The sequence below is a fragment of the Undibacterium pigrum genome (genome assembly GCF_003201815.1).
GTDB lineage: Bacteria > Pseudomonadota > Gammaproteobacteria > Burkholderiales > Burkholderiaceae_D > Undibacterium > Undibacterium pigrum.
In genome coordinates this window covers 30,798-53,541 of sequence record NZ_QJKB01000004.1, presented here as the reverse complement: position 1 = coordinate 53,541, position 22,744 = coordinate 30,798, and the positions used below count along the sequence as shown (strand labels likewise).

The 22,744-nt window shown below is 49.1% G+C and carries 25 protein-coding genes and 1 tRNA gene; 17 read left to right on the top strand and 9 right to left on the bottom strand.

The window, feature by feature from the left end:
- Positions 1-38: 38 nt before the first annotated feature.
- Both DFR42_RS13940 and DFR42_RS13935 read left to right on the top strand, forming a co-directional pair.
- Positions 39-662, top strand: coding sequence for a LysE family translocator (locus DFR42_RS13940; RefSeq protein WP_110255620.1), 624 nt, complete (start codon positions 39-41; stop codon positions 660-662).
- 102 nt (positions 663-764) lie between these two features.
- Positions 765-1,424, top strand: a complete 660-nt coding sequence (locus tag DFR42_RS13935) for a hypothetical protein (protein ID WP_110255619.1) — start codon at positions 765-767, stop codon at positions 1,422-1,424.
- A 216-nt stretch (positions 1,425-1,640) separates the two neighbouring features.
- On the opposite strand, the gene DFR42_RS13930 is transcribed toward DFR42_RS13935, so the two are convergent.
- Both DFR42_RS13930 and DFR42_RS13925 read right to left on the bottom strand, forming a co-directional pair.
- Positions 1,641-1,973: a hypothetical protein gene (locus DFR42_RS13930; RefSeq protein WP_245936966.1), complete on the bottom strand. Its 333-nt coding sequence runs from the start codon at positions 1,971-1,973 to the stop codon at positions 1,641-1,643.
- Between the two features lie 16 nt (positions 1,974-1,989).
- Positions 1,990-2,643, bottom strand: a complete 654-nt coding sequence (locus tag DFR42_RS13925) for a VTT domain-containing protein (RefSeq protein ID WP_110255618.1) — start codon at positions 2,641-2,643, stop codon at positions 1,990-1,992.
- 94 nt (positions 2,644-2,737) lie between these two features.
- Between DFR42_RS13925 and mutL the strand changes: the two genes are divergently transcribed.
- From mutL to DFR42_RS13905, 4 genes are all read left to right on the top strand, one after another.
- Positions 2,738-4,651 carry a DNA mismatch repair endonuclease MutL gene (mutL, locus tag DFR42_RS13920; protein WP_211324309.1) on the top strand — a complete coding sequence of 638 codons (1,914 nt, stop codon included), beginning with the start codon at positions 2,738-2,740 and terminating at the stop codon, positions 4,649-4,651.
- A complete protein-coding gene (locus DFR42_RS13915; RefSeq protein ID WP_110255616.1) occupies positions 4,617-5,906 on the top strand; it encodes a multidrug effflux MFS transporter in 1,290 nt (429 codons plus the stop codon). Before mutL ends, DFR42_RS13915 begins: the two co-directional genes overlap by 35 nt.
- Positions 5,903-6,850, top strand: a complete 948-nt coding sequence (gene miaA, locus DFR42_RS13910) for a tRNA (adenosine(37)-N6)-dimethylallyltransferase MiaA (protein WP_110255615.1) — start codon at positions 5,903-5,905, stop codon at positions 6,848-6,850. Before DFR42_RS13915 ends, miaA begins: the two co-directional genes overlap by 4 nt.
- A 193-nt stretch (positions 6,851-7,043) precedes the next feature.
- A tRNA-Met gene (locus DFR42_RS13905) sits at positions 7,044-7,120 on the top strand.
- A 183-nt stretch (positions 7,121-7,303) separates the two neighbouring features.
- Here the strand turns inward: DFR42_RS13905 and DFR42_RS13895 are convergent.
- Positions 7,304-8,068, bottom strand: coding sequence for a hypothetical protein (locus DFR42_RS13895; protein ID WP_110255613.1), 765 nt, complete (start codon positions 8,066-8,068; stop codon positions 7,304-7,306).
- Positions 8,069-8,371: 303 nt separating this feature from the next.
- Here DFR42_RS13895 and DFR42_RS13890 point away from each other — a divergent pair, with 303 nt between their 5' ends.
- The 3 genes from DFR42_RS13890 (at position 8,372) to DFR42_RS13880 (ending at position 11,608) form a co-directional block, all read left to right on the top strand.
- Positions 8,372-9,706, top strand: a complete 1,335-nt coding sequence (locus DFR42_RS13890) for a hypothetical protein (RefSeq protein ID WP_110255612.1) — start codon at positions 8,372-8,374, stop codon at positions 9,704-9,706.
- 110 nt (positions 9,707-9,816) lie between these two features.
- Positions 9,817-10,398, top strand: coding sequence for a tyrosine-protein phosphatase (locus DFR42_RS13885; RefSeq protein WP_170133529.1), 582 nt, complete (start codon positions 9,817-9,819; stop codon positions 10,396-10,398).
- Between the two features lie 343 nt (positions 10,399-10,741).
- Entirely contained in the window at positions 10,742-11,608 is an 867-nt protein-coding gene (locus tag DFR42_RS13880; RefSeq protein ID WP_110255610.1) for a hypothetical protein, read from the top strand.
- A 118-nt stretch (positions 11,609-11,726) separates the two neighbouring features.
- Here the strand turns inward: DFR42_RS13880 and DFR42_RS13875 are convergent, their stop codons facing one another.
- The gene (locus DFR42_RS13875) at positions 11,727-12,467 is read right to left on the bottom strand and encodes a substrate-binding periplasmic protein (RefSeq protein ID WP_110255609.1); all 741 of its coding nucleotides are present in this window, start codon (positions 12,465-12,467) and stop codon (positions 11,727-11,729) included.
- 240 nt (positions 12,468-12,707) lie between these two features.
- Positions 12,708-13,118 carry a hypothetical protein gene (locus DFR42_RS13870; protein WP_146218851.1) on the bottom strand — a complete coding sequence of 137 codons (411 nt, stop codon included), beginning with the start codon at positions 13,116-13,118 and terminating at the stop codon, positions 12,708-12,710.
- Positions 13,119-13,259: 141 nt separating this feature from the next.
- Here DFR42_RS13870 and DFR42_RS13865 point away from each other — a divergent pair, with 141 nt between their 5' ends.
- Together DFR42_RS13865 and DFR42_RS13860 are read left to right on the top strand one after the other, a co-directional pair.
- The gene (locus tag DFR42_RS13865) at positions 13,260-13,694 is read left to right on the top strand and encodes a DUF2177 family protein (RefSeq protein WP_245936965.1); all 435 of its coding nucleotides are present in this window, start codon (positions 13,260-13,262) and stop codon (positions 13,692-13,694) included.
- A gap of 78 nt (positions 13,695-13,772) precedes the next feature.
- The gene (locus tag DFR42_RS13860; RefSeq protein ID WP_110255607.1) at positions 13,773-14,444 is read left to right on the top strand and encodes an HAD family hydrolase; all 672 of its coding nucleotides are present in this window, start codon (positions 13,773-13,775) and stop codon (positions 14,442-14,444) included.
- Between the two features lie 92 nt (positions 14,445-14,536).
- Here the strand turns inward: DFR42_RS13860 and DFR42_RS13855 are convergent, their stop codons facing one another.
- Positions 14,537-14,995, bottom strand: coding sequence for a PA2169 family four-helix-bundle protein (locus DFR42_RS13855; RefSeq protein ID WP_110255606.1), 459 nt, complete (start codon positions 14,993-14,995; stop codon positions 14,537-14,539).
- Between the two features lie 512 nt (positions 14,996-15,507).
- On the opposite strand from DFR42_RS13855, the gene DFR42_RS13850 reads away from it, so the two are divergent.
- From DFR42_RS13850 to DFR42_RS13835, 4 genes are all read left to right on the top strand, one after another.
- Entirely contained in the window at positions 15,508-15,711 is a 204-nt protein-coding gene (locus DFR42_RS13850) for a hypothetical protein (protein WP_110255605.1), read from the top strand.
- A 55-nt stretch (positions 15,712-15,766) separates the two neighbouring features.
- On the top strand, positions 15,767-15,967 hold the full coding sequence (locus tag DFR42_RS13845; RefSeq protein WP_110255604.1) for a hypothetical protein: 201 nt from the start codon (positions 15,767-15,769) through the stop codon (positions 15,965-15,967).
- A gap of 71 nt (positions 15,968-16,038) precedes the next feature.
- The gene (locus tag DFR42_RS13840) at positions 16,039-16,416 is read left to right on the top strand and encodes a hypothetical protein (protein WP_110255603.1); all 378 of its coding nucleotides are present in this window, start codon (positions 16,039-16,041) and stop codon (positions 16,414-16,416) included.
- Positions 16,417-16,790: 374 nt separating this feature from the next.
- A complete protein-coding gene (locus DFR42_RS13835) occupies positions 16,791-17,423 on the top strand; it encodes a response regulator (protein WP_110255602.1) in 633 nt (210 codons plus the stop codon).
- A 79-nt stretch (positions 17,424-17,502) separates the two neighbouring features.
- Here the strand turns inward: DFR42_RS13835 and DFR42_RS13830 are convergent, their stop codons facing one another.
- Positions 17,503-17,883 (bottom strand): response regulator, encoded by a 381-nt coding sequence (locus tag DFR42_RS13830; protein WP_110255601.1) that lies wholly within the window; start codon positions 17,881-17,883, stop codon positions 17,503-17,505.
- Between the two features lie 355 nt (positions 17,884-18,238).
- On the opposite strand from DFR42_RS13830, the gene DFR42_RS13825 reads away from it, so the two are divergent.
- On the top strand, positions 18,239-19,603 hold the full coding sequence (locus tag DFR42_RS13825; protein WP_110255600.1) for a sensor histidine kinase: 1,365 nt from the start codon (positions 18,239-18,241) through the stop codon (positions 19,601-19,603).
- A 98-nt stretch (positions 19,604-19,701) separates the two neighbouring features.
- Here the strand turns inward: DFR42_RS13825 and DFR42_RS13820 are convergent, their stop codons facing one another.
- On the bottom strand, positions 19,702-20,421 hold the full coding sequence (locus DFR42_RS13820; protein WP_110255868.1) for a Crp/Fnr family transcriptional regulator: 720 nt from the start codon (positions 20,419-20,421) through the stop codon (positions 19,702-19,704).
- Between the two features lie 419 nt (positions 20,422-20,840).
- Between DFR42_RS13820 and DFR42_RS13815 the strand changes: the two genes are divergently transcribed.
- Positions 20,841-21,305 carry a glycine zipper 2TM domain-containing protein gene (locus tag DFR42_RS13815; RefSeq protein WP_110255599.1) on the top strand — a complete coding sequence of 155 codons (465 nt, stop codon included), beginning with the start codon at positions 20,841-20,843 and terminating at the stop codon, positions 21,303-21,305.
- 126 nt (positions 21,306-21,431) lie between these two features.
- On the opposite strand, the gene DFR42_RS13810 is transcribed toward DFR42_RS13815, so the two are convergent.
- Entirely contained in the window at positions 21,432-22,670 is a 1,239-nt protein-coding gene (locus DFR42_RS13810) for an AI-2E family transporter (RefSeq protein ID WP_245936964.1), read from the bottom strand.
- Between the last annotated feature and the right edge of the window lie 74 nt (positions 22,671-22,744).

The window sequence follows — 22,744 nt, the reverse complement described above, 5'->3', positions numbered from 1 at the left end:
CTGCCCCCATCTTTTCAGCAACCACCAGGGCCGCTAACATGATCAGCCTGACTACTCTCGCCACCTTCAGCATTGCTGTCCTGCTGTTGCTGTGCTCACCCGGCCCAAACATGGCTTTCGTCATGACTTGCGGCATGCAATATGGTGTGCGTGGCAGTATCGCCGCAGCCCTGGGCATAGGGCTTGCCGATATCCTGCTGACGATACTGACAGCCTGCGGCATCAGCGCCATCATCATTGCCTGGCCACCTTCATTTGACCTGATACGTTACGCAGGTGCAGTGTATCTGCTGTGGATGGCTTACAAAGCCTTGCTGAAATCCGCGCCTGCGACACCTGCTGCCAGCCAGACTGTGCCCTTGCGCACCGTGTTTGCCCGTTCCTGCCTGAACAGTCTGCTCAATCCCAAGGCCTTATTATTTTTCATGGTGTTCTTGCCGCAATTTGTTGATGAGCAGGCAGGTGCTGTTACCAGCCAATTATTGTTATTGGGCGCGACACTGACTATCATCAGCACGGTCTTTCATACCTTGCTCGGCAGCTTTGGTCACCTCATACGCCATGCCCTGATGCGGCACAAGAAGGCAGCCAGGCTGCAGGCAGGCGTACTGGCAGCAGTATTGTCTTTATTGGCCCTGCGCTTGCTGCTCATGGCGCGCTAGCGGCTTTGCGTTTCAGGGGGGGCTGTTATCTGTATGCTATGATTTACGGACATAGTCGAACCACAGCACACAATTTACCCCTTCACAGGAAATATCCAACCTATGGCAATCAAAACCATCCTGAACGTAAGCGCCCTGGCTGGCGTTAAAATCACTTCCCGCATCATAGGCTATACGGTATTCGGACTTTTCCTGAACCTGGTGTTATTCCTGTTTTTTGCCAGTTGGGCTGGCAGAGGCCAAAGCGGCGTGCCCATGCTATTGCTAGGACTGGCAAGTTTGCTGGCACCCGTTTTGTATTTCCTCATGGGCAAAAAACAGGGCATCGCCACTGCCTTGCAGTTTCTGGCAGAAAGGCATGGCTCAGACCTGAGCCAGTTTGTCGTTAGCAAACTGACCGAGAATTACCCGCAACTGCTGGACAAGGCGCACAGCGCTGGCAACACAGGTGCCGCCATCCATGAAAAGATCACTGCGCAGCTAAATAAAATGAGTGAACAATCCGCCCTCAACAAGCTGATCGTTGATACATTACTGCAAAAGTTTGATTTTATTTCTGTAGTAAGCCGGGCTATTGAAAACAATCCAGCCGCTGGTTCAGAAAACCGTGAAGAAACTGCAGACAAGATCGCCAAGACACTGGAAGAAAAATTGAATGCCAATGATCTGAAACCAGATTTAAGCGCACCAGGCAAACTGGTGGCTGGCAATGTCGCCGTGGCTTTGGTCTGCGCCAGTATATTGCCGATGATATTCAGGTAGTAGCAACTGGAAGAGGCATTAATTGCATAGTTTGGGCCGGGCTTCGCCAGGCTAAGGGGTATCAGCCCAACGCTAGGCGTTTAAATAATGTATACGTGTATATAGGCCCAGTGTTGGGCTGGTAAATCGTAGCCCAAGCTACGAAATTGCAACCAATCGCAGCGTATCACCAAGCATTAAAGAAACAGGGGCTTTTGCAAAAGGCCCTTCTAAAAACTACTCCCCCACGCTCGCATCAGAATCACAAGCTGTCCCCGCCGCAATCCAGCGCCTCACACGCCTGCCAAACCAGCCCTGCCAGGCAAACGGCAGCCAGCGCACATAAAGGCCTGCCTGCAACAACATCCCGCAGCGATATTGCTGCACATCGTCATGCCATTCCAGCGCGTGGCAACTGCCGCGAAACTGCCATAAAAACACCCTGGACACCGGGCAGGGTTCAGCAGCGCAACAAACGCCACAACCATTGCAAGCCTGCCCCAGAGCAGGCTTCTTTGGTGCACTGGCATGCAGCCAGATAATATGGGATGAAGTTGGCTCTGCTTTCACAATACCTTCAGATGTTTCAGGATGACTTTTTACTTCCCCGGAAGAGTCTCCACAAGCCGCCAAGCACGACAGGCACGACAGCAGCAGCAACGCCTATCAGTACTACCGTATTCAAATGATCGCGCAGGATAGGAATATTACCAAAATAATAACCTGCCAATACCACGCTGAATACCCATAAAAAAGCGCCGAGTACATTGTAGAGCTGGAAAGTCTTGTGCGTCATCTCGGAAAAGCCTGCCACGAAAGGGGCAAAGGTACGCACCAGGGGTATAAAGCGCGCCAGCACGACCGTCTTGCCGCCATGCTTTTCATAAAACATATGCGTCTTCATCAAGGCATTGCGGTCTATCCAGCGATAATCTTTTTCTATGACCTTGTGGCCTATGAGGCTGCCTATCCAGTAATTAATAGAGTTACCAGTGATGGAAGCGATCACCAGCAAGGCAATCAACACCCAGACATTCAGGGGCGAATTGGCATTGGCGCACAGGGCACCGGCAATGAATAACAGCGAATCCCCAGGCAAGAAAGGGAAAACCACGAAAGCTGTTTCACAAAATACAATGGCGAACAAAATGACATAAACCAGCGTGCCATACTGCGTAACAAAACTGCCCAGCATTTTATCGACATGTAGAATCATGTCGAAGAGTTGCATAAAATCCATTATTGTCCCAGGGTCTAGATAGTCTGTAGATAAAGCCGCCGCAATCATACACTAGACGGCAATGTCTGCGACGCCTGACAGGTATAATCATGGCATGAATTCGAACCCTGCTACCCATCGCCCCATCCTGGCCCTGCCCGACAACCTGATTTCCCAGATCGCCGCTGGCGAAGTCGTGGAAAGGCCCTCTGCCGTCGTCAAGGAAGTGCTGGAAAACGCCCTCGATGCCGGTGCCAGCAATGTCGTCATCCGTCTGGAAGAAGGTGGCGTCAAGCGCATTGCCATCACCGACAATGGCCGCGGCATACCGCCAGACCAGTTGACGCTGGCTGTGGCCCGCCATGCCACCTCCAAGATTGCCAGCCTGGATGAACTCGAACATGTCGCTACCCTGGGCTTTCGTGGCGAGGCTTTAGCCTCCATCGCCTCGGTATCGCTGCTGACGCTGACCACCCGCACCGCAGATGCCCCCCATGCCTGGCAGATAGAAAACGGCAAGGTCTCACCCGCATCCGGCGCACAAGGCACGACGGTAGATGTGCAAGACCTGTATTACAACACCCCGGCCAGACGCAAGTTTTTAAAGTCTGAGCAGACAGAATTTGGCCATTGCGCCGAGATCGTGCGCCGCATTGCCCTGGCCAGACCCGATGTCTCGTTTTCACTAAGCCACAATGGTAAGGCAGTGGACCACTGGAATGTCAGCGCCATCGACAAACGCAGTGCGCAGATTTTGGGTGAAGCATTCTCGAATGCCCGCCTGTCCCTTGATGAAAGCGCAGGCCCCTTGCGCATACACGGCTTTGTCGGCCTGCCCACCGCATCCAAGGCCCGCGCCGACGCCCAGTTTTTCTACGTCAATGGTCGCTTCGTGCGCGACAAACTGCTGACGCATGCTGTGCGCGCTGCCTATCAGGATGTTTTACATGGTGACCGTTATCCATCCTACGTGTTGGGGCTGGACCTGGACCCGGCACTGGTCGATGTGAACGTGCACCCATCGAAGATAGAAGTGCGCTTCCGCGATAGCCGCTCTGTGCATCAGTTTGTATTCCATGCAGTCAGCCGCGCCTTGGCGCAAACATCGGCGACTGCATTTGGTACAGTCCCCGGCCCCATGTCTGCTGGCTCTGGCATCGCTACTCCAAATGGTGGAGGTACGCCATGGATATCCGGTGAGCAAACCACTTTTGCCGCGCAGTTTGCCAATCCATCCCCCTATGCTGGAGGTGGTGGCGGAAGTAATAGTGGCGGCTACGGCAATGCCTACCAAAACCCTTACCGCCCACAGCCAAATGGCGGCGTCACCCAAAGCATGGAAAACTATGGTGCTTTCTTTAGCCCAGGCATAAATAGTGGCGTCAATGAAGCAGGTGCCAGCTACGCACCCGCCAACCAGGTCGCCAACAGCCTGCCAGATGACGATTACCCCTTGGGATTCGCCCTCGCCCAATTGCACGGCGTCTATGTGCTGGCGCAAAACAGCAAGGGTCTGGTACTGGTAGACATGCATGCAGCCCATGAACGCATACTCTACGAACAATTAAAAAACGCCCTCGATGAAAACAGCATGCCGGTGCAACCCATGCTGATCCCCGTCACCTTCTTTGCCGATGGCGTAGAGGTTGGTACGGTAGAAGAACATCAGGACACCTTGAAAGCACTGGGCTTTGACATGGCCGCCATCTCGCCAACCACGCTGGCCGTGCGTGCCGTACCAGCGCTGCTGAAGAATGCCGATGCACAGTCACTGGCACGCGATGTCTTGCGTGAAGTGCGTGAATTTGGTGGCTCGCGCGTGCTGATAGACAGGCGTAATGAATTACTGGGCACCCTGGCCTGCCACACCGCCGTGCGCGCCAATCGCAGCCTGACCGTGCCAGAAATGAATGCCCTGCTACGCCAGATGGAACATACAGAACGCTCAGACCAGTGCAACCATGGCCGCCCGACCTGGGTGCAACTGGGTTTGAATGATCTCGACAAAATGTTCTTGCGTGGTCAATAACGTGGTTGATAAAGTGCAGACTTCAGAAGCAGCCATGAACCAGCCAGCCCAGGCCATCGCCCAGTTCTCGACAGCGCCGCTGTTCTTTTTGATTGCCGCATTCCTGATGCTGCAACCGCTATCGACTGACCTGTACCTGGCATCCCTGCCCAGCCTGGCGGCAGTGTTTGATGTGCCTGCCTCCACAGTGCAACTGACGCTGTCCATCTTTGTGGCTGGCTTTGGTGGCGCACAACTGGTCATAGGCCCATTATCTGACCGCTTTGGCCGCCGCCCCGTCGTCATCGCCGGGCTCAGCCTCTACCTGCTCGCCAGCCTATTGTGTGGCGCATCGCAAAGCATGGGCATGCTCATCATTGCGCGCTTTTTGCAGGCCCTGGGCTGCTGCTCTGCCGTCATCATTGCGCGCGCGATAGTGCGCGATGCTTATGACCCGCAAGACAGTATCAAAGTGATTTCCAAGGCCAGCAGTTGGGTATCTGCCGCGCCTTTGCTCGGGCCTATACTGGGTTCATTCCTGCAAGTCAATCTCGGCTGGCGTGCCGCATTTTTTGTGCATGCCCTGCTGGCAGCAGCCTTGCTCATCATGGTCATCGTGCGCCTGCCAGAAACCAATCTGTATAAAGACGCCAAAGCCACCAATCTTAGCGGCTTGCTGCACAATTACCGCATTGTGCTGGGTGCGCCAGTGTTCTGGGTGTATGCCTTGCCGGGTGCCTTGTCATATGGTTCCATCTTTGTCTTTATCTCAGGCGCATCCTTTGTACTGATCAAGGTGCTGCTTTTGCCTACAGCCTGGTTTGGTTATTGTTTTGCCTTTGGTGTATCTGGCTACCTCAGCGGCACCGTGGTCTGTCGCCGCCTGCATGCACGCTTTGGCACCAAAATCACCATGCGCATAGGCAGCAGTTTGTCTCTCGCTGCTGGTGCTACTTTTCTGGCAATGACACTGGCGGGCGTGCAGCACTGGACCATGATACCGCCCATCATGTTCATGACCATGGGCGCGCATGGTATCAACTTCCCTATTTCGCAATCCAATTCTGTCTCGCCCTTCCCGCAACAGGCGGGCACTGCCGCTGGCCTCATGGGCGCGCTATATATGCTGGTCGCCTTTATCGTCGGCAGCATCGTCGGTGCCACGCACAATGGCACTGTCTACCCACTCGCCATCATCGCCTGCAGCATGGGCAGCCTCATTTTTATCGCCGCCCGTGTCCTCCCTGCGTTGATCCCGGCAGAACAACCTGTATGAATATGTCAGTAAACAAAGTCATCGCCATCATGGGGCCTACCGCCTCAGGCAAAACCGCCGCCGCGCTGGAAATTGCGCGCCATTACCCGGCAGAAATCATCTCCGTCGATTCTGCCCTGGTCTATCGCGACATGAACATAGGCACTGCCAAACCCAATGCAGCAGAACTGGCCGCCGTACCCCACCACCTCATTGACATCATCGACCCGGCAGAATCCTACTCAGTTGCGCAGTTTCGCAAAGACACCCAAAGACTGGTCAGCGAGATACAAGCCAGGGGCAAGCTTCCCCTGCTGGTAGGCGGCACCATGATGTATTTCAAAGCCCTGATGGATGGCCTCGACGACCTGCCCGGCGCAGACCCCGCCATACGCGCAGAACTCGATGCAGAAGCCGCCCGTATAGGCGTACCCGGCCTGCACGCCAGACTGGCAACGCTGGACCCCGAAACCGCAGCAAGGTTGAAGCCGCAAGACAGCCAGCGCATACAACGCGCCCTGGAAATCATCGCCATCACCGGTCAGCCCATGTCCGCCCTGCTGGCCAAACAGGAACGCGCCGCCCCACCCTTTGATATGCACGCCATCTCGCTGGAACCATCAGAGCGCAGCGTACTGCACCAACGCATCGCCCTGCGCTTTGACACCATGCTCCAGCAAGGCTTTATCGACGAAGTCAAAGCCTTAAAACAAAGACCAGACCTGCACGCCAACCTGCCATCCATACGCTGCGTAGGCTACCGTCAGGCCTGGGATTATCTCGATGGACTAACCACCCTGCCAGAAATGCGCGAACTAGGCATCATCGCCACCCGCCAGCTAGCCAAACGCCAGGTCACCTGGCTAAGATCCATGCCCAACCGCATCATCATCGACTGCCTCGCAGCCGATGCCCAGGCACAGATCATGGAGAGTGTCAGGCAGGCATTGAACAGCTCGGCATAAAGCTTACGCCAATGCCCGTGCGAAGCTCGGTATAGCTCTCAGTGCAAGCCTCATTTTTAACAGTACGCAACCTAATTCAGACACAAAACCAGAAATGCTTTGCTTTTTAAGCAAAAATAGCCGCAGTTTCCATCAAAATCTGGTTTTGCATATTGACAGCCCAAGGCCAAACTGACATAATCGCAGGCTTCTTGGTGATATAGCTCAGTTGGTTAGAGCACAGCACTCATAATGCTGGGGTCGGTGGTTCAAGTCCACCTATCACCACCAGAGAATTCGAGCCGTAACCTATGCAAATGGGTTACGGCTTTTTTCTTTTTATATCTCTTCAATACAAAGACAAAGCCCTCTCCCATAGTTTGTTTTTTCTTTAACTGTAAGTCGGCGCAAAACTTTGAACTACTTTGCACTTGATTTTGCACAAATCCCATTAGTAATTCAAATCGAAAACTATTATGCAGGCTCTTTCCAAGGCTTCGCTAACGATGGGGTTTGCCAGGGCTCTCTGTTCTTAGCTTCCCACGGATATTCTGGGTCAACTTCAAAATAAATGGGATCCTGAGCTGCAAAGTCGGAGGTACCCCTGATTATTCTACTTGCTGAGATCACCTTACCTTCTTCAACGATCCACTTTAATTCTTGAATCCATCGTCCATTACGCGCATTGAAAAACACTAAAAAGTTACCTATTGGCAGACTAGATTCCCATTTGCCTACCGTCTTAGCATAGACAGCGCCAAATTCTGGAAAGAGCGTGCCAATGTCATGAAAGTCATGTGATGTGCCACCGAGGTTTTCAACGTTAATAAGCCGAACGCTTACATCATGAATCGGATGGCCGCCAACACATGTGAATGTCCAGGTCATTGCTTCGCCGATCAATACAACCGGAGTGGCATAGCAGAAACCATCGCCGCCGGTGATGTGGTTTACCAAATTCAAAGTTTTCTCATCTAATTTTTCTAACAACTTTTCTGCTTTTGCCTCTATTCCATTTAAATTCTTATCAACCTTTAACTGTCTGCTGATTCGATTCCACTGTGCAACCCAAAATCCGCACATTGAGAATATGCCAATAATTTCTGCGGTATTTTTAGGATTTTTTTGATATGAAGAATACAACCAGGCAAGGAATGTGAGAGTTACGGGCAACCAAAATTCCTTCAGTAGTGACAATAGGATTGGCACCTGCTTTTTGATAGTCGTTATTATATTCATTGTGACTCCTGCATTATTTGCAGATTGGATCTCGACATATATCAATGCATCTTGTACCTTGATATGGCTTTTAACGCTTTAGCATTATATTAAAAGTATGTAGTTATCTTCCTGTATTGTTTCTTGAATTCTGCATCTGCCCCCATCCCCCCAGAACCCATGCCGGTGCAAGAAAGCTCACCACCTGTGAGACTGAAGAAAGCACTGACCGTAGAATCCGATTAATTTTCTTGACCAGCTGCCTTCTTTCATTTACTGATAACACTTCAGTCAGCCAAGTAATAAACTACCAAGGACGTAAAAGTGAAATTTTCAGCGGGTGACCTCAAACGAGTCGAAGATTTAGTTTTTAGCTTTTTCTGCCAATCTTCTGATTTTAATGGCATCGGACTGCGGCGCATCTCTAAAGAGCTGAACATAGACTACGTTCATTCAATTGATCTGATAAAGCAACTTGTGATCGATGGAACGGTATCGATCCAATCCAGTACAAATCCTAATATTATTGGGTTCAGGCACCATGCCAAAGAACTCCAGCAGGATGTTTTAGAGAATGCAAAGCACATAAAGGAATCTAAGACTTTAATTGGAAGTTTTAAATTGGTTTCGGAACAAACTGAGTATCCAATATGCGTTTATCCGAGCAAAGAGTACCTAAAGATGCACCGAGACGTAACAGATTTTGGGTACGCAAAGTACAAAGTGGCTTTGGCACTAGCCGAACCTCAATTGAGTTTCAGATTTTTTGAAACAGATGTTTTGGAGCGATATTCAGGTGAGCCTCGATTCGATTTTCAGTTCCAAGATTTTAGTGGAAGTATTTCTTGCAAATATGATGAAGTCGGCAACGCCGCAATGAGGGAAGAAGATCAAATATTTTTGAAATCATTCGGACTTGGATTTGATGCTGCTGCAAATAGAGTTATTGCTGTCTTGTTGTGTGATTTAAGCAAATTATCATTCGAGCATCAGGTTTTTTGGAGTACTAAAGAAATTCCTCCGGAAAATTGCAAAGTGTTAAAAGATTATTATGACAATATCATTGAAGGGGATTGGATCGCTGCTAGGTCAGTATTTTCTGCTTTGATTGAAGAACTAAACGCAATTTACGCGTTAACACAATCAATCTTTGGGATATCTATTTTCAGTAAAGAATTGCAAAAAGAAGAGCCAGCAAGAAATTTCACATTTTTCTTCTCCCCAACGTCAAAAAATTACTACGAATTCATTAACCTGCTAGATAAATATCTTTCAGAAAACATAAATAGATCATTTTTTGAAGGCAAGATAACATTAGAAGAACTAACGCCCTTAGATGACTCCACTTTTGAACGTAAACAAAAAGGCACGTTACGTTTGTTGGAAGAATGGATTACCAGTGATTTTAACTACTCTGATAAAACCATTCCTGCACAGATAATGGCACCTCTAAAAAAAGTGAGAAGAGAGAGACAAACACCTGCTCATAAAGTATATGAAAACATTTACGATGTGGCATTTATTGGCCGTCAAAAGGAGATTATGGAGAGTTGTTATTTGTCCATTCGCAGCATTAGAAGAAATCTCCAAACTCACCCACTAGCAAAAAATGTAGATTTGGGAAGTGATTTAGATGAAGATAATGTCAAATACTTTTAATCTTGCTCTGCAACCGAGTGAATTTTGGAGCCTGCTAACACTTTCCGAGAAATGCTTGAATCAACTACTTTAAAAGTAATGCTTAACTTACTATGCACCACCAACACCCTGTGAATTTTCGCGATGTCAGCGATGCCTTGGGGCTTTGGCTTGATGAGGTGCCTTTTCCACTTGGTCGATTAATTCGTGGCGGTAAATTTGACGCCATGTCCACACTGGCAGATTTGGGTTTTCCCAAGACAATTATCAATTTGCGTCAAGGGCCCGACCCACAACATCTTGGTGCAAAACTGATACACCTCCCAGCTACTGATTCAGTTGAGAATTACGACACCAGTCATTCAAAGGTGCGTCGTTGGATTGCTACGGTTCTGGAAGTCTTTGTTGATCCTGCGACTCAATGGCCGGTCTACATTCATTGCACTTCGGGGCGGGATCGTACTGGTGTCGTCGTTGCTGCCACATTGCTACTGATAGGCATCCCCAGAGAAATCGTTGTTGAAGAATTTTTGCTGAGCAGTGGTGCCGAACGTGAATCTGTTTTACAGGCTATTGATGGATTGTGCAATCGTTCATGTGGTCCGCTGGTCGATCCACATAGACTGAAGCAGGCGCTTTTGGGAGAGGTGGGTGAAACTGCTCGGGTCAATCCAGCTAGCAAACAAACACTTAAAGAAAAAAGACCAGACTAACCCCAACTTAGCCCTTACAGACATTAAAACTAGTGGGACAAAATTTGATGTAAACGTCGGGCCATAATCCAGCGGAAACTAACAATCCAGCAGGCAGCATTAGGGAATTACGCATTCAAGCGTTACAACATAAAAACCGATTGGGGAAATTAGCCCATGGCCTGCGGCAAAAATCATCGCATGCACGCTATGTGTACTCATGAAAAATTGAATATCACGCCATGATGGAGCAAAGTTTCACCTATGAGCTTGAAGCAATTCTGACAGAAAATACTTTCCCAAATCAGCCAATCTGATCTGGTCTGTCCTATCATTATGCGTATCACTATCAAGAAATATCCCAATGAAACAATCCATTTCTGGCATAACCAGGGCAGCAACGCTGCTACTTATTTTGTGCCTATTATCCGGCTGTACACTGATTAAAACCGGCGTGGCCTTGATGCATACACGCGAGGTATTTGTAGCCAGCAAAACCAATCCCGATGTGCGGTATCTGGCTGGAGCCTCGCCTGAGATTGCAGAACAGGTGGCGAACCGGGTTGCAGCAGCTATCCAGCATTCGCGTGAGGTGGTTGAGAAAGCGCATGGTGCAAAGTTTGCTCATGCACCTCAAGTGTACATATGCCATGCAGATTGCTTTACCCGCTATGTGCCCGTTACTGTCAATGAACCGGCAGCGCAGTTTGGTGACAGTATTTTTTTGAATATCGACGCGCTGCTAAAAAGGGAGGCGCGCGGCGCGTTGCAGCTGGAATATATACTCACACATGAGCTGACGCATCTCTTGCTATATCAGGTGGGAGGGACGATGGCCTATGGGCGTGTGCCAGCCTGGTTCCGTGAAGGCGTCGCTTTGCAGATTTCGCAAGGGGCAGGTGCTTCAGAGTTTGTCACTATGCCTGAGGCGGCTCGTATGCTGCTGGATGGCAAACATTTCGATCCGGCAGAAATTGGCAGCATATTTGCCAACCGGACTGCCACCGCCTACAAGCTGACCACGCCTATGTTCTATCGTGAGGCCCTGATGTTTGTCGATTTCCTCAAGGCCAATAATCCGGCTGCGTTTGACAAGGCATTGCATGACATTGTCATTGGCAAGGATTTCCATGAAAGTTTCGAGGCAGCGTATGGCGCATCGATTGCATCATACTGGCCTGCGTTTATTGCATCAGTCGCCGCCATCACTCCCATGCCAAATATTAATTAAGCGTCTCACGTTAGCAAACAGCTTGCAAGACCGGATGCAAGCATGTCTTGCGAAGTGCTAGTGACAACCATTCTGCCTTACCTCGATAATTTCGGATTGCAGGGATATCGGCCAGCAACTATGCCTTGGGTGCGTAACTGTCTTTATTTTCTTTGATGAAGATATTCAATTGCGCCAGCAAGCCTTTACTGGCATTGCGCGTAATGAAATTGAAGGTCTCACCGGTCGTACCGGCGATATGATGGATATCTGCCAGAGCCAGGCCGCCTGCCACATCTTTTTCATATGCACTGCGCAGGTAATGGTTGCTGACATCACCTTCGGCAAAGGCGTCGGCTTTATGGTTGGCGATGAGGGTCTTGACGATATAGCCCTGGGCATCAGCCTGCCCTTCGGCAAGTTCGTCTACATACTGTATGGTGCAAGTGCGGTAACGTGTTTGTGCGTCTATATCAGCAGTAGAGCCACGGGTGACGACGATGATTTTTCCGGCCAGGGTTTCAGGGTGATCAAATGCGGTCTGGTCGGCAGTGCGTACCAGCAGTGATCTCTGGACCTGGAAATAGGCATCGCTCCATGCGCCACCAGGCCCGACATAGCGCTTTTCACGTTCCTGTACGCCAGCAGCGGCGACATCACATATATTCTCGTCAGGCATGGTCCAGATGCCGTCGAAGTCATGCTCGATCAGGGCGATATCCAGCCCCAGGCTATCCGCGAATTTTTTCAGGAAGATGACGTCGAGGCCAGTGAGTTTGCCGCTCTCGTCTTTGTAGCAGACTGGCGCGAATCCGCCGTAAGTGCAAACCGTCAATTTGCCAGCGACCAGGGTGGTGATTGCCATAGCATCTTTCGTCATCGTATTTCCCTCTTAGTCAGCACAAATGAACACTAATCATGACTTACAACATTCTGCCGTGTTAATAAAAAATTCACAGTAGCTCTTTGTATTCTATCGGCCAAATTAATAATATGCAAAGACATTTCCGGGCCAGCCCTTAGTCCTCTAAACAAGAGTGCCTCTTTCGCCGTCTTGTACTGGCATCCTCTTACTTAGTTGTGGAATAAGATGCAAAGCAATGCTGGCGCAGGATTGATATCAGACCCATCCTTTTCTGGTTGCAGAGACCGGTTCATATCCAAATCTTGATTCCAGGTCTTTTACAATCTTGATCGAACTTTGAAAGACTTCCCCTTCATTTTCACGCATAGTGGCAATAAAATTTGCCTCTGCAGCTATCATAGAATCGCTATCAAAATTAAAACTGGCGTATGGGCAAATCGTTATAAGCACATCTGAACGCCAGGTTCTAGTGGAAAAAAATTTGACTGGCTTGTTCTGCTTTTTCCCACAATTAAAACGAAGTTGCCATTCCTCCCAATATGTCCCATTGCGGAAACTTATCAATACAGTTTTAGAGCTGTGCTCACGAATAGAGGCCATGGGATAGACGCGCATTTTTTCAGGTTGAGAAAGACCAATAACTGCTTTTTTTTGGATTACACACATATAAGGCGTATTTTAATAGGGAAGCCCCGTAAAAGGCGCAGAACCCCTTACATTGTCTACCGCACATAAGAGTTCAGTCCTTTCGCAGATAATGACTAAACAAACAGCAGTCCCGCTATCAATACCTGAAAGGTGCAAGCCATGTTCACTCTCTCCGCTGCCAAATCACCCTCCATGCGACAAATACTGCTTGCCTATGTGGTCACCCTGCTTGCAGTGCTGGCACTGGATCTCGTATGGCTGGGCTTATTGATGGGGCCAACTTACCGGCATTACCTGGGCGACCTGATGCTGGCCCAGCCCAGACTGATACCGGCAGCGCTGTTTTATCTCTTGTATTCAGCAGGTTTGCTGGTGTTTGGCATAGTGCCAGCACTGCGTGCACAAAGCTGGCGGCAAGCTACGTGTCTGTGTGGTTTGTTGGGCCTGGTGGCTTACGGGACGTATGACCTGACTAATCAGGCGACACTGACCGTATGGTCACCCATGCTGGCGTTGATGGATATAGGCTGGGGCATAGCGGTGTCGTGCATCGCTGGTACACTGGCTTATTTTGCTGGCAAGCGAGTTGCCTGAGCCGGGGGAACTCGAATCAGGGCGTGCGGTCGAAACCAGCGCGCATATAACCCCTACCCACTAGCCGACTACCGCCAGATGCCTTTACCCTACCAACTCATTATCTTTGACTGCGACGGCGTACTCGTCGACAGTGAACGTATCACCAATACCGTCTTCGTTAAAATGCTCAATGAGCTGGGCTTGCCACTCAAGCTGGAAGACATGTTTGAGCAATTTGTCGGCCATTCCATGGAACAGTGCATGAGCAAGATTACTGCCATGCTGGGCCAGGAGCCGCCAGCAGAATTTTTAGCTGATTATCGCCTGCGCACCAAAGCAGCGCTGGAAAATGAACTGGTAGTCGTAGTAGGCATACCTGAGGTGCTGGCACAACTGACTTTACCTTACTGCGTGGCATCCAGCGGTGATCATGAAAAAATGCGCACTACCCTGGGTGTGACTGGCTTATGGTCAAAGTTTGAAGGACGTATTTTCAGTGTGACCGATGTCAACGCACCAAAGCCTGCACCAGATGTATTTTTGCATGCAGCAGCCACAATGGGTTTTGCTCCGGCAGATTGTGTAGTGGTGGAAGATACACCTACTGGTGTGCGTGCGGCACTGGCAGCGGGCATGACCGTACTGGCCTACGCTGCACTGACACCAGCCCAGCGCCTGCGGGATGCAGGGGCGCATATTATTTTTGGTGACATGCTGGAGTTACCTGCCTTGCTGGCAGGTGGCAAACCAGACCGCATAGCTAGCTGAAATCAATAAAACAAAAAAAACCAGTCATGAAAGATGACTGGTTTTTTTACGCCTTTACGGCAAGTCGCCTGAAAGATGATCAGGCCAACTTATCAGGCATGTGCCCTGACCTGGTCACGCAAGACTTTGATGGTGTCATGATTGCGCAATACGCCTTGATACTGGCGTTCAACTACCAGGCGTATATGGGTAGGCAAGTCTTTTTCCAGGGCTTTGCGATAGACCTTCACGGCCACGTCTTCGCCGCGTTCGCACTCATTGAGGACGGTTTCGTCGTCATTGCCAGTGATGGCTGTGCGGATATTGGTCCAGGCACGGTGCAAAGCACCAGAAACACTGCTGCTGGTTTCAGGGTCACCACCCTGGTTGCGTACCAGTTCCTGCAATTCGGCTGCCGCTGCTGCGCATTCGCGGCCACGTTCTGCCAGCATGGCTTTCAGTTGTGGATGACGGCCGCTCGCATCTTCCGAGCAAACTTTAAATCCTTCTTCGCCATCTTTGCTGGTTTCAATCAGATCGTTCAGGGTAGAGATGATGTCGTCGTTGTCCATGATGTTTCCTTTATTGATAGTGAATAAGAACGGCATTAAAGCTGCTCATGATCGTCTGGCGATGGCTGACGGAACAGCTTGCCGGTAATTCTGCCTGTCTCAATACAAGCCGACATGGCAGAGATTTCGTCAAAGAGACATAACTCGCTGACATGGATACATGCTAATGCTCTTGCTTATTTGGCAGTATCGGACATGGGCTTGCCGACATGTAGGAGTTTGGGACGGTCAGCGCCCTCCTCGCCGAACCGGACAAATAATGGGGATGGAGATAGCCGCGCTGAAGACCCGTTGCCAATATTTGCGACAAAGAGAAATGCCTGCAAGGTCTGGTTTACTTCATCTATTCCTACAAATGTGGACGTTCGTGTCCTATATGGGCCTACAAATGCCGATGCTAGTATGCATTGCAAGTCGGGCGCAGTTCCAGTGACAAGCTGGCGAGACTAACAAAGCTGGCGAATACAGGCTTACAGCTCATCAGGATTCACCAATTTTCTGGAGAAATCGAAATGAATACATGTTTGGTTAAAAGCGGCGTATTTTTTGTCTATGGTTCACTGCGTGTAGGCATGGGTCATTTGCTTGGCAAGCATCAATTGCGTGCCAGTGGCTATCAGATGCTCACCAATGCCAGATGCCAGGTTGCCATTGGCGATGCACAAAGGGTGATCAGGCAATGCATCAAACGCCAGCAAAATAGCCTCACTTCTTAGTATTTACCAGATGTAGCGATTCATTCACGCACCACCATACTTTTTGGAGAAATATATGATAAACACTAAACACCTCTTCATCGTCGCCGGTCTTGCCAGTTGGGCTTTGATGACCGCTTTTGGCAAAAAACGCTATCACGAAAAACATGCTGCCAAGAAATTGCACAAAACCGAATTGAGTACCTGGGAAGGTGAAGGTGGCAACCTGCCACCAAGAGTCAACCGCCCTGCTGCAGACGCTGCCGCAACTCAATGAATTGCATCGCCACTATAACAGCGCCCTGACTTTATTATCCAAGGGCCTTGATTACAGTAAAAGGACACATCATGCCTACCAATACAACAAATGCCACTCCGGCAGCCAATGAGACTGCTGCAGATATTAATCATCCATCTATCCCCTTCCCCACCAGTGATAAACCACCATCACTGGTTGAGCAAGTTCAGGAAAAAACTGCAGAAGCAGTAAAACCAGTAGCAGAGAAGATCACTGCATTGAAAGAACAGGCAGCCAGCAAATTAAATACCGGCACTAATCAGGCCATCACGAAACTGTGTGATCATAGCGAAAAGCTGTATCTGTCCCAGGCAAAATTGCTTGATACCTGCCGCGTGAAAGTCAGGAAACAGCCCATGACCATCCTCGGTGTGACAGTCGCGACCGTTGTGGCTCTGGGTGTTTTGTTCCATCGTCAGACACGCTAGTAAATCGTGCAGGCCGTAACGGAGGTGCAGGAGAGGTGCAGGCGGCATTTACCTGGCAGCCCTGTGCAGGCCTTTGCAAGCCTTTGCAAGCCAGTAATAGCCGCATTTCAGGAACAGCAGGAGTGCTCTTGCTGTTTTTTATCATTGCAGGTTTTGTTATGCTGTGAACCGCTTTTTAACGACTGTTCACCCATATTTTGTCCAAGTGCTATGCTATGGGTAATGTATATTGCTTGCACTGTGCGATATAGCTATACAACAGACTCGGGCGCGGGAAAGTTGAATACTAGCCAGCATTCTGTTATTGATAACCGGATGATGCCATGTCGAAACAAATTGTCGTGATTTTGTGTATTGAAAACTGAAGGAAAAAAATGATACGAATAGCAGTCTGTGACGACCATCAAATTGTGCGGGCTGGCTTCAGGCAAATATTTTCGGAAGTCAGCGATTTCCAGGTAGTGGCTGAGGCCACGACTGGTCGTGAAGCGCTGGAAATCGCCAGGAAGGAAGCTTGTGACGTCATGCTGCTTGATATCAGTATGCCTGACCAGAGTGGCATAGACACCTTGCGCACGATCAAGCAAGGCCAGCCCAATTTGCCTATTTTGATTTTAAGTGGCTATCCGGCACAGCAATACGCCGTCAATCTCTTGAAAATGGGCGCCAACGGTTATCTGAACAAGGAATGCGATGCAGATGAGCTGATCAAGGCTATCCGTACCGTGTCTACCGGGCGCCGTTATGTCAGCGCAGATGTGGGTGAGATTTTGGCCCAGGGCTTTGACCATGATGCAGAAACAGCCTTGCATACAGAACTGTCTGACCGTGAATTCCAGGTATTTTTGAGACTGGCCAAGGGTGAGTCGGTTTCTGATATTGCGATTACCTTGTCACTCAGCGTCAAGACCATCAGCACTTACCGGACGCGCGTCATGGAAAAAATGAACCTGCAATCCAATTGCGATCTGACTTATTACGCCATGAAAAATAATTTGCTGGAATAAGGAAGCCGCCAGTTGATTAATGCAGCGGCAAACTAAAGAAATGAAGGGGAATAGATAGGGGCTGAACTGCTGAACTGGATCAATGCGCCATAGCTTGAATATGGCTGACCAGGCTGTCCATTTCACGGGATTTGTCGAAGAAACCTTCCGCTCCCAATGACATGGTGCGGGTTTTCAGCGCATTGCTGGGATTGCTGGTAAACACCAGGCGCGAGCCGTAAGGACAGCCATCATCCTTCAAACCGGACAACACAGCCAGGCCGCTACCTTCACGCAAACCTATGTCTACGATCGCAACGTCCCATTCGATAGAGCGTAATTGACTCAAAGCCTCTTTTTCACTTTCAGCGAAACCGATGACTTCTACATTATCCGCTTGCTGCAATACCTCTATCAGCACTGAGCGGATTCTTTGCGCATCCTCGATCAAAAACACTTTTAATTTCTTCTTGTTGTCCATTTTATTCCAAACCCTGACGAACCCAGACTTGCGTGAATGCCAGCGTAAAACCTTTGATAAGCATTATATTCCTGTTTATTACATTTTTATTTTAAGGACACTGCAAGCGATTAGCAATACGCTTTGGCGGAATCACTTGTAGGAGGAAGACTACCTCCATGATGGCCGTGGGGCTAGAGTAGATATATCAAATTTTATGACACATAATTTATCAATCAAGATATTGTTTTTCATAGAAGAAAAACAAAAATTCCCATCTTGAAGAGAGGGATTTCAATGAAAATGCTCAGGCATTTTTTAGTATTCTTTTCCTGCATACACATTGTAATTTAAGGTATTTATTAAGGTAGCTTTCATGAAAAAAACCACATCGACTTCCATACCCTTGTATATCACGGTTTTATTTGTGACTTGCCTCGTCATCCTGATTGCCAATGCCTATTCTGCGTACCAGAATCTGGAAAAATTGAAGAGCAACAATGACTGGGTTGAGCATACCTGGAGTGTCAAAGACAAACTCAAGAATATCAATCTGCTCATCATGGACTCTGAGAGCAGCCTGCGTGGCTACTTTATGTCCGGGAATGAAATCTATCTGCGCCCCTGGCATATCGCCAAAAACAAGCTGGAAAGTGATTTCAAGGAGCTTGAGCGACTATTGGGCGACAGCCCGGCGCAAGTGAAGAACCTGACAGAATTGCGCAAACTGTATGACAGTAAAGCCAAGATCTTTGAACTGGGCATTTCAAGATATAAGGAATTTGGCCTGACAGGCATCATAGAATTGTCCAAGGTAGGAGATGGTCGAGAAGTCATGGATGAAATCCGGCTGCTTGATATCATCATGGAAAAAGAAGAAAACGAGGCACTGGTCAGCAGACGCGAACGCTTTTACAAGGAATACAAGGATGCGCTGTTTTTCGGTACGGCGACCAACGCCATTGCCCTGCTGGTATTGATCTTGTTCTATCGTCTTATCTATCGCAGTTTTTACAAGCAGCGCGGGATAGAAAATGCATTGAAGATCGCCAACGACAATCTGGAAAGTACAGTGCTAAAGCGTACCGAGCAATTATCGGTCTTGTCACACCACTTGCTGAATGTCTCGGAAAAAGAAAAGGCCAAGCTGGCGCGTGAGCTGCATGATGAGATGGGCTCCAACCTGACAGCGATCAGCATGGATATATCGGTGGTGACAGAAAAACTTAAAAACAAAGAGCCGGATCTGGCCAAGCAATTGCAAAGGACAAAGCGTGCCTTGCTCGATACTGTGGATATGAAGCGCCGTATCATAGAAGACTTGCGGCCGAGCATGCTGGATAATCTGGGCTTGTCTGCATCCATACAACACTATTGCGAAGAAGCGACAGCGATGGCTGGCCTGGGTTATGTGACCGATATTACGGAAGACTTCGACACCATAGACCCGGCCTGGGCTATCGCTCTGTTCCGCATTACCCAGGAGTCTTTAAATAACGTCATCAAATATGCGCAGGCTACCGAGGTCAAGATCAGTCTGAAACGCATGGATAAGGGTTTGTGGCTGCAAATACTTGATGATGGCATAGGCATACAAAAGGATGCAGTCGCCAAGCCAAAGACGCATGGCATACTGGGTATGCGTGAGCGCGCCCTGCTCCTGGGTGGCAGCTTTTCTGTCAAGCCAGGTGAAAAAAATAAGGGAACTGCGGTGGAGGCTTTTATCCCCTTCAAGGAATGATACTTCGCCATCATGAAAAAACTCCCAAGGCTGATATCCAGCCCCGGGAGTTTTTTTATGTTTGTGCTAAAAGTTTTGCAGATGTATCAACTTTGTGATCAACGCACCATGCCTGAAAGTATCTGCTCAAACTCTTGCTTGGACACGCGATAGCATTCGCCAGCATGCATTTCCAGGCCTTCACGATCAAGCATGGTGATGTTGCCGCGTTTGTACTGTATCAAGCCTTCCTGCTGCAATTTCCCAGCTGCTTCTGTCACGGTTTCGCGACGTACCCCCAGCATGTTGGCGATCATTTCCTGAGTCACTTTTAATTCATTGCCTTGCAGGCGGTCAAGGCGGTCAAGCAACCAGCGAGACAGTTGCTGATCAATCGAATAGTGACGGCCACAGACAGAATTTTGTGCCATTTGTGCAAACAAAGCCTGGGTGTAGCGCATCAGCAATTGCTGCAGCTTGCCACCTCTGGCATTGGCTTCTTTCAAGACTGAGGCTTTGAGTTTATAAGCTTCACCAGCACATTGCACCATGGCCGTACCTGTGGCGCGCTCGCTCATCAGGGCAGAAATACCGAGCAAACCTTCATGTCCAGTCACACCAATTTCAGTAATGTCGCCATCTGCCAGCACATACAACAGCGCTACGATAGCCGTTGTAGGAAAATATACATGGGAGAGTTTGGCACCGTACTCATACAGTTCTTTATCGAAAGGCAGATGAACGAGTTCCAGGTGCGGCATCAAAAATGCCAGTTCATCTTCAGGCAGGGCAGCCAGGATATCATTCTGAATAGGCTCATCAAGCAAACCAAGATTCATCGGCAATGTTGCAGCAGGTGTGTAGCTGACTGAGTACCGGCGATGCAAGCTGCCGCCAGAGGACAAGGATGGATGTGCAGTCATGGAAATGTGGGTCTGAGTGCTGTTCATTTTTTTGCCTCTTATCAAAAATATTGAATGTTGTACCGTGCTTTTTCTCTTTGGACATCTGGCGTTTTCCGCATTAATTGATATCCGTCGAACTGATTACACTTTAGTTTTTTATTCGTGATGGCGGCATCGGAGAGTCTGGCGACGAGTTGTACGCTGAGTGCGCTGTGGTTTGTGGGACTGTTCCTACAAGAGAATAATTTTGTTACATATGTCTTGCGTTTCAGGGCGATTAAAGTGCGTCATCGCACCGACCTGCCTCAGCACAAAGCCTAGGATTCCCATATCACCAACAGTGGAGAATCATCATGAATATCTATAAGCAGACTGCCATCGCTGTAAGTATTGCCGCCTCTGTCGCGTTGGCTGGTTGCGGCAGCAGTTCCCCCTCAGTGACAACGGGTTACCCTGCCTCGCAAATGACGCGAAACAGCTATGGCGTGATTGAATCAATCCAGGTAGTACAGGTATCAAATGAAAGCCGTGGCCCAGGCGCTGGCGCTGTAGTGGGTGCTGTCGTAGGCGGTATCCTGGGTAACCAGGTAGGTGGCGGCCTGGGTAATGCAGCAGCAACCGCAGCCGGCGTGGTTGGCGGCGCTATTGTAGGTAACAATATTGAAAAAAATAATCGCAACCAGCAAGTGCGCGAAGCATATCAAATCAGCGTACGTCTGGACAATGGCGTATATCAGAGCATAGTGCAGGACAATATCGTGGACCTGCGTGTAGGTAATCGTGTGTATGTGAGTGACAATCACGTTTATCGTAATTAAAATTTGGCAGCTAAACTCAATACTCTTATACTGACAAAAAAAGTCGTTCCTTTGATGGAACGACTTTTTTATTATGCAGGGCACAAAATACTGTGCCGAATTCTTATAAATATTTAACTTATTCGCTTACTCACTCAATAACTCTGCAACAGCTTGCATGCCATCGACATGCTCAGAAACCACTTTCACAATCACGATAATAGGCACACCCAGCAACAAGCCCCAGGCACCCCATAACCAGCCCCAGAACAGCAGGGAAATAAACACCGCTGCTGCATTCATGCGGGTAATGCGGCCCGTCATCCATGTCGTGACCAGCATCCCCACCATCGTTGCAATCGCCATGGAAACACCTGCCACCAGCAAAGCCATGGAGATAGTACCAAACTGCACATAGGCGATCAGGAAGGCCGCTAATGCCATCAGAATGGAACCAAAATAAGGAATGATATGCAGCAAGCCAGCGGTAACCGCCCAGGCCCCGGCGTTTTCCAGTCCTATAAGATGAAAAGCTATCCAGGTCAGCAAGGCCAGCAAGCCGTTGGTAACCAGGAGCATGAACATGTATTGCTGCACCGAAGTATTGATCTTGCTCAGTATTTGCACTGTCACACGCTTTTGTGTCAGTGAAGGCCCGGTAATCTTGACCAGCTTGCGTTTGAATTTATCGCCGGAGAGTAGCAGGAAGAAAATCAGAAACAGCATCATGACTGTCTGCCCCAGCAAATCCATGATACCGAGTGAGCCAGCCAATAATAATTCGCGCAATTTAAGAACCGGGGTTTCATTGACCACAGTCTTTTTCACATTCTGTGGCACACCGGTTGTCGCCTGACTGGTTGCTTTTTCTATCTCTGTCGCCGCCGTCTGCATTTTTTGCATCAAGCCGCCCTGGCCATATTGCAGCTTGCTCATTTCATTGGAAAACTTACGGGTGGCTACTGGCAACTGATCGAGAATGGCATCAAATTCTGTATGTAATGAACTGATCTGCGTCACGAATATGGTCAGCATGCTGATCATGACGATAGTAGTGGCAAGCGCACGCGGCATGCGCCAGCGTTGCAGTGCATCTACCAGGGGAGACAGGGTGTAGGCAATAAAAATGCCGAAGGTCAGCGGAATAAAAAAACGTTGTGCTGCACGCAGGGCAAAAATGAAAGCGATTGTCGCCAGGACAGTCAGGGCTACCCCTCGTGCATCAACATGAACCCTTGGGAATAATAATGGCTGCGCATCGGTTTGTGCTTCAGTTGCGGAGGCGGGGTCAATCTCAACAGCATCAGGATACTCCACAACAGACTCATTTTTTGTCACGGTTTTTGCATCGTCTGCAATGCGATCATCTGATATAGGCATGTCCATCGCTTTTCCCTACCTGTCTTAATTATTTTGACTGCACTTGTTTATGTCGAGATATGAAAATGCGGTAATGCGCG